General features: G+C 45.3%; 12 protein-coding genes, 1 tRNA gene and 1 pseudogene. All 14 read right to left on the bottom strand.

Annotation, left to right across the window (positions count from 1 at the left end; translation table 11 throughout):
* A partial coding sequence (locus tag A3729_RS12735) for a GTP-binding protein (RefSeq protein ID WP_156497933.1) occupies positions 1 to 468 on the bottom strand: 468 nt, incomplete at its 3' end.
* A gap of 45 nt (positions 469 to 513) precedes the next feature.
* Complete coding sequence (gene fusA / locus A3729_RS12730; protein WP_068509922.1) at positions 514 to 2,610, bottom strand: elongation factor G; 2,097 nt, start codon at positions 2,608 to 2,610, stop codon at positions 514 to 516.
* 64 nt (positions 2,611 to 2,674) lie between these two features.
* Entirely contained in the window at positions 2,675 to 3,145 is a 471-nt protein-coding gene (gene rpsG / locus A3729_RS12725) for a 30S ribosomal protein S7 (protein ID WP_068509920.1), read from the bottom strand.
* A gap of 153 nt (positions 3,146 to 3,298) precedes the next feature.
* Positions 3,299 to 3,673: a 30S ribosomal protein S12 gene (gene rpsL / locus A3729_RS12720; RefSeq protein WP_068456027.1), complete on the bottom strand. Its 375-nt coding sequence runs from the start codon at positions 3,671 to 3,673 to the stop codon at positions 3,299 to 3,301.
* Positions 3,674 to 3,855: 182 nt separating this feature from the next.
* Complete coding sequence (gene rpoC, locus A3729_RS12715) at positions 3,856 to 8,070, bottom strand: DNA-directed RNA polymerase subunit beta' (RefSeq protein ID WP_068553379.1); 4,215 nt, start codon at positions 8,068 to 8,070, stop codon at positions 3,856 to 3,858.
* 88 nt (positions 8,071 to 8,158) lie between these two features.
* Positions 8,159 to 12,229, bottom strand: coding sequence for a DNA-directed RNA polymerase subunit beta (rpoB, locus tag A3729_RS12710; protein ID WP_068507426.1), 4,071 nt, complete (start codon positions 12,227 to 12,229; stop codon positions 8,159 to 8,161).
* A gap of 284 nt (positions 12,230 to 12,513) precedes the next feature.
* Positions 12,514 to 12,894 carry a 50S ribosomal protein L7/L12 gene (rplL, locus tag A3729_RS12705; protein ID WP_068507428.1) on the bottom strand — a complete coding sequence of 127 codons (381 nt, stop codon included), beginning with the start codon at positions 12,892 to 12,894 and terminating at the stop codon, positions 12,514 to 12,516.
* A gap of 38 nt (positions 12,895 to 12,932) precedes the next feature.
* Positions 12,933 to 13,463, bottom strand: coding sequence for a 50S ribosomal protein L10 (gene rplJ / locus A3729_RS12700; protein ID WP_068507430.1), 531 nt, complete (start codon positions 13,461 to 13,463; stop codon positions 12,933 to 12,935).
* 226 nt (positions 13,464 to 13,689) lie between these two features.
* A complete protein-coding gene (gene rplA / locus A3729_RS12695) occupies positions 13,690 to 14,388 on the bottom strand; it encodes a 50S ribosomal protein L1 (RefSeq protein ID WP_068553378.1) in 699 nt (232 codons plus the stop codon).
* A complete protein-coding gene (gene rplK / locus A3729_RS12690) occupies positions 14,388 to 14,822 on the bottom strand; it encodes a 50S ribosomal protein L11 (RefSeq protein WP_068507436.1) in 435 nt (144 codons plus the stop codon). The genes rplA and rplK overlap by 1 nt, the downstream gene beginning before the upstream one ends.
* Positions 14,823 to 14,921: 99 nt before the next feature.
* Entirely contained in the window at positions 14,922 to 15,455 is a 534-nt protein-coding gene (gene nusG / locus A3729_RS12685) for a transcription termination/antitermination protein NusG (RefSeq protein WP_068507438.1), read from the bottom strand.
* A 13-nt stretch (positions 15,456 to 15,468) separates the two neighbouring features.
* Entirely contained in the window at positions 15,469 to 15,837 is a 369-nt protein-coding gene (secE, locus tag A3729_RS12680; RefSeq protein ID WP_068507441.1) for a preprotein translocase subunit SecE, read from the bottom strand.
* Between the two features lie 53 nt (positions 15,838 to 15,890).
* A tRNA-Trp gene (locus tag A3729_RS12675) sits at positions 15,891 to 15,966 on the bottom strand.
* 47 nt (positions 15,967 to 16,013) lie between these two features.
* Positions 16,014 to 16,294 (bottom strand): annotated as a pseudogene (gene tuf / locus A3729_RS12670) (elongation factor Tu); the annotation flags it as partial.

The raw sequence follows: 16,294 nt of genomic DNA, 5'->3' as shown, positions 1-16,294 counted from the left end.
CATCTCGTTGTATTCTTCTGAACCTGCACCACCACAGTCTTCAGCCAACAAGTCAGCCTTGTTCAAGAATACTACAATGTAAGGTACACCTACCTGACGAGACAAAAGGATGTGCTCACGAGTCTGAGGCATAGGACCATCAGTCGCACCACAAACCAAGATAGCACCATCCATCTGAGCAGCACCTGTGATCATGTTTTTAACATAATCGGCGTGCCCTGGGCAGTCAACGTGAGCGTAGTGACGATCAGTTGAATCATACTCAACGTGAGACGTCGCGATAGTGATACCACGCTCTCTTTCCTCTGGTGCATTATCGATGTTTGCGAAATCAACCTTCTCACCACCGAATACTTCTGCACATACACGCGTTAGCGCTGCTGTCAAAGTTGTTTTACCATGGTCAACGTGACCAATAGTACCTACGTTAACGTGCGGTTTATTACGTTCAAATTTTTCTTTAGCCACGGTTACACCCCTTTTTCTATGCTACCGACTTTAGTTTAATTAAGACTACGATTTATTAATAATCACTTCTGCAACCGCTTTTGGCGCTTCTGAATAAGTCAAAAACTCCATCGCGTAGGTTGCGCGACCCTGTGTTGCGGATCGCAAATCTGTTGCGTATCCGAACATTTCAGATAAGGGAACTTCAGCATTAACCACCTTACCAGCGGCGCTCTCTTCCATACCCTGTATGAGACCTCGGCGACGATTTAAGTCACCAACCACATCTCCCATATTCTCTTCTGGCGTTACCACTTCAACCTTCATAACCGGCTCAAGCAATACCGCACCACCTTCTGATGCCAACTTTTTAGTCGCCATACTAGCAGCAATTTTAAATGCCATTTCATTAGAGTCGACATCATGAAAAGAGCCGTCATAGAGCGTCGCCTTCAAACCTAGCAACGGATAACCAGCCAGAATACCGTTTTGCATCTGCTCTGCGATACCCTTTTCAACTGCCGGGATAAACTCACGCGGCACAGCACCACCAACAATCTCATTTACAAACTCTAAACCTTCTTCGCCATCCGCTAAGGGCTCAAACTTAAGCCAAACATGCCCATACTGACCACGCCCACCTGACTGACGAACAAATTTACCTTCAATATCACTAATATTTTTAATCGCTTCACGGTAAGCCACCTGCGGCTTACCAATATTTGCCTCAACACTGAACTCACGCTTCATGCGATCAACGATGATATCCAGGTGCAATTCGCCCATTCCGGAGATAATCGTCTGGCCCGTCTCTTCATCGGTTTTTACTCTAAACGAAGGATCTTCCTGCGCAAGCTTACCTAGGGCAACACCCATCTTTTCCTGGTCTGCCTGCGTACGAGGCTCCACTGCAACCGAAATTACAGGCTCTGGAAACTCCATACGCTCAAGCGTAATCTTGTTCTCAATATTACATAGCGTTTCGCCAGTAGTAACATCCTTAAGGCCGACCGCAGCTGCAATATCTCCAGCCAATACTTCTTTTATTTCTTCTCGGTCATTTGCATGCATCTGCACCATTCGACCAATGCGCTCCTTCCTACCCTTAACTGGGTTATACACGGTATCGCCGGTTTTTAGCGATCCAGAGTAGACCCTAAAGAAAGTCAGAGTACCAACAAAGGGGTCCGTCGCAATCTTAAACGCAAGAGCAGAAAATGGAGCAGAATCATCAGCCTCTCGAGACTCAACAGTCTCGTCATCATCAAGCACACCCTCGATCGCTTTAACCTCTTCAGGAGACGGCAGGTACTCAACAACAGCATCAAGCATCGCCTGAACACCTTTATTCTTAAAAGCAGAACCGCCAATAACCGGCACAATCTCATTCGCCAACGTACGCTTGCGAATCGCCTGCTTTATTTGCTGCTCAGAAAGCTGCTCACCTTCTAAATAAAGCTCCATCAAGTCATCATCCGCCTCTGCAGCGGACTCAACAAGAAACTCTCTCATCTCCTCACACTCATCCAGCAGATCTTCAGGAATCTCTGCGTAATCAAAGGTCATACCCTGATCAGCTTCGTTCCATAAAATAGCTTTCATCTTAATCAGGTCAACCACACCTTTAAACTCGTCCTCTGCACCAATTGTCATTTGCAGAGGCACTGGCGTAGCACCTAGACGATCTTTTAACTGTTCGACTACCATTCGGAAGTCAGCACCTGTTCGGTCCATCTTATTAACAAAGACCATGCGCGGCACTTCATATTTATTAGCCTGCCGCCAGACCGTTTCAGTTTGCGGCTGCACACCTGACGAACCACACAAAACCACAACCGCACCATCAAGCACGCGGAGCGAGCGCTCTACTTCAATTGTAAAGTCAACGTGCCCAGGCGTATCGATAATATTCACGCGATGCTGATCAAACTGTTGCTGCATTCCCGACCAGAAACACGTGGTCGCAGCAGAGGTTATCGTGATACCTCGCTCTTGCTCCTGCTCCATCCAATCCATTGTCGCCGCACCATCGTGCACTTCACCTATTTTATGCGACAAGCCTGTATAGAAAAGAACTCGCTCCGTTGTCGTTGTTTTACCAGCATCAACGTGCGCACAAATACCAATATTTCTATACCTGGAAATTGGAGTCTTACGTGCCAATTTTTTATCCTCTTAAACCCAAAAAGGCCCGCATAAAATGCAGGCCATATAACACTCGTATACCTTAGAAACGGTAGTGAGAGAAAGCCTTGTTTGCTTCGGCCATCTTGTGAACATCTTCACGTTTCTTAACCGCTGCACCCTTACCTTCGGCTGCATCGATAATCTCACCCGCTAGACGCAAAGCCATAGACTTTTCGCCACGCTTACGAGAGTAGTCCACCAACCAACGCATTGCTAGCGCTACCTGACGAGCCGGACGAACTTCAACTGGAACCTGATAAGTAGCACCACCAACACGGCGAGACTTAACCTCTACCATTGGCTGGATAGACTCTAGCGCTTTATCAAACAGCTCTAAAGGATCTTCATGACCCTTTGCTTTAACAGCATCTAATGCACCGTATACAATTTTCTCTGCTACGGATTTTTTACCATGAACCATTACGTGGTTCATAAACTTTGCAAGCGTTTGATTTCCAAATTTAGGATCTGGAAGTATCTCGCGTTTTGCTACGACTCTTCTTCTTGGCATGACAAGCCCTCTTTTAACATCAAAGGTCTTCAGGTTCGCTCAGACATAAAACGAAATATTTCGCCAGTCCGACCTTACTCTTATCCTTCAATCAATTATCTCATTGTTAATTGAAATATTTATGACAATTAACGCTTTCAGACAGACCTAAGACTATCCCTTAGGACGCTTAGCACCGTATTTAGAACGACCCTGACGTCTATCTGCAACACCTGAAGTATCCAAGCTACCACGAACTGTGTGATAACGAACACCAGGCAAATCTTTAACACGACCACCACGAATAAGAACAACGCTGTGCTCTTGTAGGTTATGGCCTTCACCACCGATATACGATGTAACCTCGTAACCGTTCGTTAGACGAACACGACAAACCTTACGCAAAGCCGAGTTTGGCTTCTTAGGTGTCGTAGTGTATACACGAGTACAAACGCCTCGACGTTGAGGACAAGCCTGCAACGCGGGTACGTCACTTTTCGCGACTACACGTTTACGAGGCTTACGTACCAACTGATTAATCGTTGCCATGTAAGCAAACTCCAATATCTATATTTTTAAAAACCGTTTCATTACAAAACGTCAAACTACTATGCCGAAATTGCTGGCACAATAAAGTTGAGGGGCGCAAGTCTAATGACGCCCCCCTCAACTGTCAAGCAATGCGGTGATTTTTTGTTCACCGCACCTGCATCCACTTACTTAACAAGCAATTACTGCTTATTAAGCTCGGCACTCAATGCTGCAACAACATCCTGTGCACTTACACCCAAGCCCTCTTCAGCGATAGGTGCCAACTTCTGATCTTTCTTACGCTTACGCTCTGAGTGGTAAGCCAAACCTGTACCTGCCGGGATCAAACGGCCCACTACCACGTTCTCTTTCAAGCCACGTAAGTAGTCACGCTTACCTGTCACCGCACCTTCAGTCAGTACGCGCGTTGTTTCCTGGAACGATGCAGCAGAGATAAACGACTCAGTTGCAAGCGAAGCTTTGGTAATACCCAACAACTGACGCTCACACTGCGCAGGCATCTTGTCGTTCGAATCAGCCTCTTCATTAGCTTCCAAGAACTTCACATACTCAACCTGGTCACCCTTGATCAAGTCAGTATCACCAGACTGCGTAATCTCAACTTTACGCAACATCTGGCGCACGATAACTTCGATATGCTTATCGTTAATTACAACACCCTGCAAACGGTAAACGTCCTGCACTTCGTTAGTGATGTATTTAGATAGCTCCACAACACCCAGTAGGCGCAAAATATCGTGCGGGTTAGAAGGTCCATCCGAGATAACCTCACCCTTTTCTACTGTTTCGCCTTCGAATACGTTCAACTGGCGATACTTGTGAATCAATGCTTCATACGGCTCAGCACCATCTTTAGGCGTAATCACTAATCGCTTCTTGCCCTTAGTCTCTTTACCGAAACTAACAACACCAGAAATTTCAGCCAAGATAGAAGGCTCTTTAGGCTTACGCGCCTCGAACAAGTCAGCTACTCGCGGTAGACCACCTGTGATATCACGAGTCTTAGATGACTCTTGAGGAATACGAGCCAAGACGTCGCCTACTTCAACCATGTCGCCATCACGCATATTTAACAAAGCGTTAGCTGGCAAGAATACCTGAATCGGATTATCTGTACCTGGTAACAAGACAGGGTTACCATCTTCATCCACAAGCTGAACCATTGGACGAATATCTTTACCTGAAGATGGACGATCTTTCGGATCGATAATCTGGATATTGGATAGACCTGTTAACTCATCAGTTTGAGTCGTTACAGTAATACCCTCTTCCATTCCAACGAACTGAGCCTTACCACCATTTTCGGTAATGATTGGGTGCGTATGTGGATCCCACTTAGCAACCACACCACCCGCTTCGATCTTGTCACCGTCTTTAGCCGAGATCACAGCACCGTAAGGAAGCTTATACCACTCACGCTCGCGACCATGCTCATCAGCTACTGCTAGCGCAGAAGAGCGAGAGGTTACAACTAGGCAGCCGTCTTTACGCTCAATCGACTTCATATTATGCAGGCGGATCTTACCACCATGCTTAACCTGAATATTATCTACTGCAGATGATCTAGACGCCGCACCACCGATGTGGAAAGTACGCATCGTTAACTGTGTACCCGGCTCACCGATTGACTGCGCAGCGATAACACCAACAGCCTCACCCTTATTAACAACATGACCACGAGCCAAGTCACGACCGTAGCACTGGGCACAAACACCGTGTCGAGTATCACAGGTAATCGCTGAGCGAACCCATACTTCATCAACACCTGCCTTTTCTAGTTCGGATACCTTCTTTTCATCCAAGAAGGTGCCAACAGGCAGAACAACATTTTCTAAATCACCCGGTGCAAAGATATCTTTTGCTGCAACACGACCCAATACACGATCACCTAGTGGTACAACAACATCACCACCTTCAATCATTGGCGTCATTAACAGACCTTCTTTGGTGCCACAATCATCATTGGTCACAACAAGATCCTGGGCAACGTCAACCAAACGACGAGTTAGGTAACCGGAGTTTGCAGTCTTCAATGCCGTATCCGCCAAACCTTTACGAGCACCGTGAGTAGAGATGAAGTACTGAAGTACGTTCAAACCTTCACGGAAGTTTGCTGTGATTGGCGTTTCGATGATCGAACCATCCGGCTTAGCCATCAAACCACGCATACCAGCTAGCTGACGAATCTGTGCAGCCGAGCCCCTTGCGCCTGAGTCAGCCATCATAAAGACTGAGTTAAATGAGTCTTGCTCAACCGTCTTACCTTCACGATCAACGACGGTATCTTTACCGAGATTATCCATCATCGCTTTAGCGACTTTATCGTTAGCTCTCGCCCAGATATCGATAACCTTGTTGTATTTCTCACCGTGCGTCAGAAGACCTGAGGCAAACTGAGTCTCGATCTCTTTTACTTCAGCAGAAGACGCATCGATAATCGTATATTTCTCATCAGGTATAACGAAGTCGTTAACACCGATAGATGAGCCAGAAAACGTCGCTTGAGAAAAGCCTAAATACATAAGCTGGTCTGCGAAGATTACCGTATCTTTCAAACCACATACGCGATATGCAGTATTGATCAACTTAGAGATCGCCTTTTTAACCATCGGGCGGTTAACTAAATCAAATGGTAAGCCATCAGGAAGAATATCGAACAACATTGCTCGACCAACTGTCGTATCTGCAATCAACGACTTGCTTACATTGTTACCGTCTTCATCTTTGGTAACCTCTGTAAGACGAACTTTTACTTTCGCCTGCAAGTGAACTTTTTTCGCACCGTATGCTCTCTGAACCTCTTTAATATCAGAGAAAACCATACCTTCACCTTGAGCGTTTATACGCTCACGTGTCATATAGTACAAACCTAGTACAACATCTTGGGAAGGAACTATAATTGGCTCACCATTCGCAGGCGCAAGAATATTGTTAGTAGACATCATTAAGGCACGCGCTTCCAACTGAGCTTCTAGCGTCAGAGGAACGTGTACCGCCATTTGGTCACCATCAAAGTCAGCGTTATATGCCGCACAAACTAGTGGGTGTAACTGGATCGCTTTACCTTCGATCAATACCGGCTCAAATGCCTGAATACCCAAACGGTGAAGTGTCGGTGCACGGTTCAACATTACCGGGTGCTCACGAATTACTTCAGCAAGAATGTCCCATACTTCAGGTGTTTCACGCTCAACCATCTTCTTCGCCGCTTTGATGGTCGTAGCTAAACCACGATGCTCAAGCTTAGAGAAGATAAATGGTTTAAATAGCTCAAGTGCCATTTTCTTAGGCAAACCACACTGATGCAAACGAAGGCTAGGACCAACAACGATCACCGAACGACCAGAGTAATCAACACGCTTACCAAGAAGGTTCTGGCGGAAACGACCCTGCTTACCTTTGATCATGTCAGCCAAAGACTTAAGAGGACGCTTGTTTGAACCAGTGATAGCACGACCACGACGGCCGTTATCTAGCAATGCGTCCACAGATTCTTGCAACATACGTTTTTCGTTACGAACAATGATATCTGGTGCGCTCAGCTCTAGTAGTCGCTTCAAACGATTGTTACGATTGATCACTCGACGATAAAGGTCGTTCAGATCAGACGTCGCAAAACGACCGCCATCCAGGGGAACCAAAGGACGAAGATCTGGTGGAAGTACAGGCAACACCTTCAAGACCATCCACTCAGGGTTATTGCCTGAGCTGTGGAAAGACTCTAATAATTTAAGACGCTTAGATAGCTTCTTAATTTTTGTTTCTGAGTTAGTCGCTGGAATCTCTTCTCTTAAACGCTCAATCTCTTCTTCTAGATTGATGTTCTGCAGTAAGCTTTGAATCGCTTCTGCACCCATCTTAGCGTCGAACTCATCACCGAACTCTTCAAGTGCCTCGTAATATTGTTCGTCACTAAGTAGCTGACCGTGCTCAAGCGTACTCATACCCGGATCAATAACCATGTATGATTCGAAATACAATACTCGCTCGATATCACGCAAAGTCATATCTAAAAGCATACCAATACGTGACGGCAAAGACTTCAAAAACCAGATGTGAGCAACTGGGCTAGCTAGTTCGATATGAGCCATACGGTCACGTCTTACGTTAGCAAGCGCAACTTCTACACCACACTTCTCACAAATTACACCACGATGCTTAAGGCGCTTGTACTTACCACACAAGCACTCATAGTCCTTGATAGGACCGAAAATTTTGGCACAAAATAAGCCATCACGCTCTGGCTTGAATGTACGATAGTTAATCGTTTCTGGCTTCTTAACTTCACCGTATGACCAAGATCGGATCATTTCTGGAGACGACAAGCCAATACGAATTGAGTCGAATTCCTGAGTTTGATTTTGGTTTTTTAATAGGTTTAATAAATCTTTCATCGGTTTTGCTCCAATTGGAGTTATCTATCCGCGAACGCTTCATCTAGAAGCGCTCGCCTCCGCGTAATTGTTTGTATTGACTTGCGAACTACTCTGATTCCAGCTCGATATCAATACCAAGCGAGCGAATTTCTTTAACAAGTACGTTGAATGATTCTGGCATGCCAGGCTCCATACGGTGATCACCATCAACGATGTTCTTATACATCTTGGTACGGCCGTTAACATCATCAGATTTAACCGTAAGCATTTCCTGTAGCGTATAAGCAGCACCGTAAGCTTCTAGCGCCCATACTTCCATCTCACCGAAGCGCTGACCACCAAACTGAGCTTTACCGCCCAATGGCTGCTGAGTAACAAGGCTGTATGAACCCGTAGAACGAGCGTGCATCTTGTCATCAATCAAGTGGTTCAACTTAAGGATATACATATAGCCAACGGTAACTGGACGATCAAAAGAGTCCCCAGTACGACCATCATATAATTGAACCTGACCACTATCATCAAGACCGGCTAGACGAAGAAGCTCTTTAATCTGAGACTCTTTCGCACCATCAAAAGCAGGAGTCGCCATTGGAACACCACCGCGAAGGTTATGTGCCAGCTCTAGAATCTCTTCATCACTAAAGGTATCCAACGCTTCTTTCTTATCAGCAACACCGTTATAGATTTGATCCAGTAGGCCACGTAGTTCTTGCACTTCTTTCTGCTGTTTAATCATAAGGTCAATTTTCTTACCAAGACCTTTTGCAGCACAACCCAAGTGTGTTTCCAGTACCTGACCGACGTTCATTCGAGACGGAACACCTAGCGGGTTAAGTACAATATCTACTGGGTTACCATGCTCATCATATGGCATATCTTCAACTGGCATAATAACCGAGATAACACCCTTGTTCCCGTGTCGTCCAGCCATCTTATCACCAGGCTGAATACGACGTTTGATCGCAACGTAAACCTTAACTATTTTCAGTACACCCGGTGCGAGATCATCACCAGTCTGAAGCTTACCCTTCTTAACTTCGAAGCGCTCTTCCTGATCTTTACGACGATCTTCCAATTGCGCCTCTGCCTTCTCCAACATCTCATTTAGAGAGTCTTCAGACATACGAATTGTGAACCAATCGCTAGGCTCTAAGCCTTTAAGGTAATCTTCACTAAGGGTATCGCCCTTCTTCAAACCTGGCGCAGAAATTACAGACTGACCAAGCAAAGCTTTTGTAAGACGCTCATAAGTTGCGCCCTGAACAATGCGATACTCATCTTTCAAATCTTTACGGAACTTATCAAGCTGATCGTTTTCAATATCTTTCGAACGCTGATCTTTCTCAACACCGTCACGAGTAAAGACCTGAACGTCGATTACCGTACCACGCGTTCCTGTAGAAACTCGCAGTGAAGTATCCTTAACATCAGATGCTTTTTCACCGAAGATTGCTCTAAGTAGCTTTTCTTCAGGCGTTAACTGGGTTTCGCCCTTAGGTGTTACCTTACCAACAAGAATATCACCAGCACCCACCTCAGCACCGATATAAACGATACCCGACTCATCCAGCTTGGAAAGTGCGTTCTCACCAACATTCGGAATATCGGCAGTAATATCTTCGCTACCTAACTTGGTATCACGCGCAACACAAGTCAATTCCTGAATATGGATAGTTGTGAAACGGTCTTCTTGAACTACACGCTCAGATACAAGGATCGAATCCTCAAAGTTGTAACCGTTCCAAGGCATAAAGGCGATACGCATGTTCTGACCCAAAGCCAGCTCACCCATATCAACCGAAGGACCATCAGCAAGTACGTCACCACGAGAAATTTGCTCACCCTGCTTAACCAAAGGCTGTTGATTTATACAAGTATTTTGGTTTGAACGAACATATTTCGTTAGGTTGTAGATATCTACACCTGCGTCGCCTTGTGCAGTCTCATCATCGTTAACACGAACAACAATTCGGCCTGCATCGACACGTTCGATTACACCACCTCGATCTGCAACCACACATACACCGGAGTCCTGAGCAACAATTCGCTCAATACCCGTACCAACCAATGGCTTTTCAGCACGTAGGGTTGGAACAGCCTGACGCTGCATGTTTGACCCCATCAAAGCACGGTTCGCATCATCGTGTTCCAAGAAAGGAATCAAAGAAGCTGCTACCGATACTACCTGACGTGGTGACACGTCCATATAGTTAACCTTCTCAGGTGGCGTTACTGTAAATTCGTTTTTATATCGAACGTTAACAAGCTCTTCAGTTAGCTTACCGTCTTCACTAACAACAGCACTAGCCTGTGCGATAATGAAGCCACTTTCTTCAATTGCTGACAGATACTCGATCTCGTCTGTTACAACACTGTCAACAACTTTTCTATACGGACTCTCTAAGAAGCCAAAAGAGTTAGTTCGTGCGTAGGTTGCCAAAGAGTTAATCAAACCGATGTTTGGACCTTCAGGCGTTTCGATAGGACAAACGCGACCGTAGTGAGTCGGGTGTACATCTCGAACCTCAAAACCAGCACGCTCACGAGTCAAACCACCTGGGCCTAATGCTGATACACGACGCTTATGAGTCACCTCAGAAAGCGGGTTGTTCTGATCCATAAACTGAGATAACTGGCTAGAACCAAAGAATTCTTTAACGGCTGCAGCGACAGGCTTAGCATTGATCAAGTCTTGTGGCATTAGACCATCAGACTCAGCCATGCTCAAACGCTCACGTACAGCTCTTTCAACACGAACCAAACCAACACGGAATTGGTTCTCTGCCATTTCACCTACAGATCGAATACGACGGTTACCCAAGTGATCGATATCATCAACTTCACCCTTACCATTTCGAATATCGATCAATGTTTTCAAGACATCGATAATATCTTCATTTGACAGTACGCCTTCGCCCGTCTCATCGCTACGTCCGATACGGCGATTAAACTTCATGCGGCCTACTGCAGAAAGATCGTAGCGCTCAGAAGTAAAGAACAAGTTCTTGAACAGGTTCTCTGCTGAATCCTTAGTTGGCGGCTCACCAGGACGCATCATACGATAAATCTCTACCAGAGCTTCAAGCTGATTACTTGTCGGATCGATTCTTAGCGTATCAGACATGAACGGGCCGCAATCTAGTTCGTTCGTATAAATCGTCTCGAACGATTCGATACCCGCTTCAATAATTGTATCGATCACTTCATCAGTGATTTCGGTATTACACTCAACAACCAATTCGCCAGTTTCTTCATTGATCAAGTCTTTCGCTGTCACCTTGCCGTGTAGGTACTCACGTGGAACTTCAAGGTGATTACCAAGCTTCTCAAGCTGTCTGATATGACGCGCAGTAATACGACGACCTTCTTCAACGATAACCTTACCGTCAGCATCTTTAATTTCGAAACTTGCAAGCTCACCACGTAGGCGAGCAGGCACCAACTCTAGCTTACAGCTCTCGCCGGAAATAACGAATGCACTGGTATCGAAGAACATTTCAAGAATTTCTTGTGTGCTGTATTCAAGCGCACGTAGCAAGATCGATGCAGGTAGTTTACGACGTCGGTCAATACGAACAAAAACGTTGTCTTTCGGGTCAAACTCAAAGTCCAACCATGAACCACGGTAAGGAATAACACGAGCAGAGTGTAACAACTTACCAGAAGAGTGTGTTTTACCCTTATCGTGATCAAAAAATACGCCTGGAGAACGATGCAACTGAGAGACGATTACACGCTCAGTACCGTTAACAACAAATGTACCATTTTCGGTCATGAGCGGCATTTCGCCCATGTATACTTCTTGCTCTTTGATGTCTTTGATTGCTTTATTTGATGATTCTTTATCATAAATAATCAATCGAACCTTAACACGCAATGGAGCTGCGTATGTTACACCACGCTGAATACACTCTTTTACGTCAAATGCGGGTTCACCCAAACGGTAGCTCACATATTCTAATGCAGCATTACCTGAGAAGCTCAAAATTGGAAAAACTGACTTGAATGCAGCGTGAAGACCAACATCGTCACGAGACTCTGGGTCATTGTCACTCTGCAAGAAGCTTAAGTACGAGTCTATTTGAATAGACAAAAGATACGGCACATCCATGACGGTTGGTAACACGCCAAATTCTTTACGAATACGCTTTTTCTCTGTATACGAGTAGGCCATTTATATTCCCCAGTTTTGTGACTTAACGGTCTGAATTGTTGAACGGTTGACACCGTTTAATAACAGGCTATGTTTAGAAAGAGATACTTATTGCATGCTCAAGGCTTTGCCAAATATTCCTTTCTAACAAACCTTCTTATAGTTTGTTCTATGATGCTTGTTAGCATCAATATAATGAAAGCTATCTACTAACTAACAACAGAAAAAGGCCGGCAGCAAATGCTACCAGCCAATTTCGTTAGGATGCGTGTGCTTCTGCATGCATCAAATAACTATAATTATAGTTACTTAACTTCAACAGATGCGCCAGCTTCCTCAAGCTCTTTCTTAGCAGCTTCAGCGTCGTCTTTGCTAACGCCTTCTTTAACAGTAGATGGAGCACCATCAACCATTGCTTTCGCTTCTTTAAGGCCAAGACCTGTAAGAGCACGAACTGCTTTGATTACGTTAACTTTCTTGTCGCCAGCGCCTGCAAGAACAACGTCAAACTCAGTCTGTTCAGCGGCAGCAGCACCACCAGCGTCACCGCCAGCAGCAGGAGCAGCAGCTACAGCAGCAGCTGCAGATACGCCGAATTTCTCTTCCATTGCTTCAACTAGTTCAACAACGTCCATTACGCTCATTTCAGCGATTGCATTTAAAATATCGTCTTTAGATAGAGACATGGTCCCATTCTCCTAAATGTAAGTTATATAAAAAATAATTAAGCTGCGTCTTTCTTCTGATCGCGAACTGCTGCCACTGCACGAGTAACCTTCGAAGGAACTTCGTTGAATGTACGTGCAAGCTTGGTAATAGGTGCTTGAATAACGCTGGCCAACATGCCCAACGCCTGATCGCGCGTTGGCAACTTAGCCAAACGATCGATCTGATCTGCACCCAGTAGTTCACCACCAACCGCTAATGCTTTTATCTCGAATGCTTCTTTTTCTTTAGCAAAATCTTTCAACAAGCGCGCTGCCGCACCTGGATCTTCCAAAGAAAATGCAAGAATTGTTGGACCAACCAACGCTTCAGCTGCACATTCAAACTCTGTTCCTTCTACCGCACGCTTTGCTAAGGTGTTTCGAACGACACGAAGATAAACTCCGCCTTCACGAGCTTCTTTACGAAGGCCTGTCATATCATTAGCGTCAACGCCATGATAATCAGCCATCACAAGAGATAAAGCACCGCCAGCAACTTCGTTGACTTCGGCGACAATCGCCTTTTTGTCTTCGATTCCAATTGCCATTGGTTTTCTCCTCAAGAGAGTCAGCCGAAGCTGACCACTTAGTTCCACCCCCTGTTAGCATAAACAGGGAGCGACCTACGGCGGAGATACAACTCATTTAAGAGAGTCCACACACCGTCTGCGCAGGAGATTAAGTTAGCACTCTAAATTAATAAATAGCCAACACCTGCGGTCTTTGACAGCCCGAGCTAGGCTCAGACTCCAAAGTATTCTTTAACATATCTTCTTATGAAGACACTGAGCTCTGATCAATAAGTAGACCAGGACCCATTGTTGAAGAAAGTGTAACTTTCTTCAAATAAACACCTTTTGCAGAAGCAGGCTTAGCCTTCTTCAAGTCAGCCAACAATGCTTCGATATTCTGTTTAATCGAATCAGCTGAGAACTCAACATTACCAACGATAGTATGAACAATACCGTTCTTGTCAGTTCTATAACGAACCTGACCAGCTTTTGCATTTTTAACGGCAGTCGCTACGTCTGGCGTCACTGTACCAACTTTCGGGTTTGGCATTAGACCGCGTGGACCAAGAATTTGACCTAACTGACCAACTACACGCATTGCGTCCGGAGATGCAACAACTACGTCAAAATCCATGTTTCCAGCTTTAACTTCAGCAGCCAACTCGTCCATACCAACGATATCAGCACCAGCTTCTTTAGCTTTCTCTGCATTTTCACCTTGAGTAAACACAGCAACACGAACTGTTTTGCCAGTTCCATTTGGTAGTACTGTAGAACCTCGAACAGCCTGGTCAGATTTACGCGCATCAACACCTAGGTTGATAGCAACATCTACCGACTCAGTAAACTTAACACCGTTTGAAAGCTCAGCAAGCAAAGCTACCGCTTCTTCTACCGTGTACGCTTTTTCTGCTTGAACTTTTTCCTGCACCAACTTTTGGCGCTTTGTTAATTTTGCCATTAGTTAACACCCTCAGTATTAAGTCCCATGCTACGCGCTGTACCAGCAATAATTCTTACTGCAGCATCCATATCACCTGCATTTAAGTCAGGGTCTTTAGTTTTAGCAATTTCTTCTAACTGAGCGCGAGTAACAGTTCCAACCTTCTCAGTATTAGGACGACCGCTACCACTAGTGATACCAGCAGCTTTCTTCAACAGAATAGATGCAGGTGGGGTCTTCATGACAAAAGTAAAACTCTTGTCACTATATACAGAAATTACAACAGGAACTGGCAGACCTGGTTCAACACCTTGAGTCTGAGCGTTAAACGCTTTACAGAATTCCATGATGTTAACACCGTGCTGACCTAGTGCAGGACCAACCGGCGGACTTGGATTCGCTTTACCAGCGGCTACCTGAAGCTTGATATAAGCATCAACTTTCTTTGCCATTTTTTACTCCTTCGGGTTCAAACGCTTCAATAGCTCCCCGTATAGACAGAAAAAGCCCACTTTGCAGTTCGCAAAGTGAGCAGATAAAATCTTACTTGCTTAGTCTTTTTCTACTTGCCCAAACTCTAGTTCGACAGGGGTAGAGCGACCAAAAATCAGAACCGCTACTTTAACGCGGCTCTTCTCGTAATCTACTTCCTCAACAACACCATTAAAGTCTGCAAACGGCCCATCGATAACCCGAACCACTTCACCAGCTTCAAACAAGGTCTTAGGACGAGGTTTCTCTGCACCCGTCTCTATCTTCTGAAGAATCGTATCAGCTTCACGATCAGTAATTGGCACAGGTCTTTCAGCAGTACCACCAATAAAGCCTAACACTCTTGGAGTGGACTTAACCAAATGCCAAGCATCGTCGTCCATTTCCATTTGCACAAGAACGTAGCCTGGATAAAACTTACGCTCACTCTTGCGCTTTTTACCTTCGCGCATTTCTACCACTTCCTCTGTAGGAACCAGTATTTCACCAAATTTTGCTTCCAAGCCTTTCAAAGCAACCTGCTCTTGCAACGAGCGCATTACCTGCTTTTCGTAACCTGAATAGGCATGAACTACATACCAAGCTTTGGACATCGTGATTCTCCTACTACCCTATAATACTGGAAACAATCCAGCCGATCAGGGAGTCGACACCCCATAAAATAAGCGCAACCACTAACACAAAAACAACAACTATCATTGTCGTCTGGGTCAACTCTTGCTTAGTAGGCCATACAACCTTACGAATCTCTAAACGAGCTTCAGAGACCAACTTCGCAAAGGCCTGCCCTTTTGTCGTTTGAACGGCAACCCATCCAGCAACAAATGCCAAAACAAGTAGCGCAAGCACTCTGTACAACAGAGATTCTGCTTCAAAATAGTAGTTACCCACCACGCCCGCTGACACCAAACAAAGCACCAACAACCACTTCAGCGTATCTAGCGCACTACCTTCTTTCTCTACCTTTGCATTCATAATCGACGCACTAATAAGTATTCTGTTCCACTACCATTTATTACTAGAATAAATGGCAGGCCAGGAGGGAATCGAACCCCCAACCTGCGGTTTTGGAGACCGCTGCTCTGCCAATTGAGCTACTGGCCTATACAAAAGAAGGCAGCATCAAGCTGCCTTCCAAACATAGACTAAGATTATTCAACAATCTTAGCTACAACACCCGCACCTACAGTACGACCACCTTCACGAATCGCGAAGCGTAGACCTTCTTCCATCGCGATTGGCGCGATCAAAGTAGCTGTTAACTGTACGTTATCACCAGGCATTACCATTTCAACACCTTCAGGCAACTCACAAGCACCTGTCACATCAGTCGTACGGAAGTAGAACTGTGGACGGTAACCTTGGAAGAATGGCGTATGACGACCACCTTCATCTTTACCCAAGATATATACTTCAGCTTCAAACTTAGTGT

Source organism: Oleiphilus sp. HI0043 (assembly GCF_001634935.1).
This window is presented reverse-complemented; position numbering and strand designations above follow the sequence as displayed.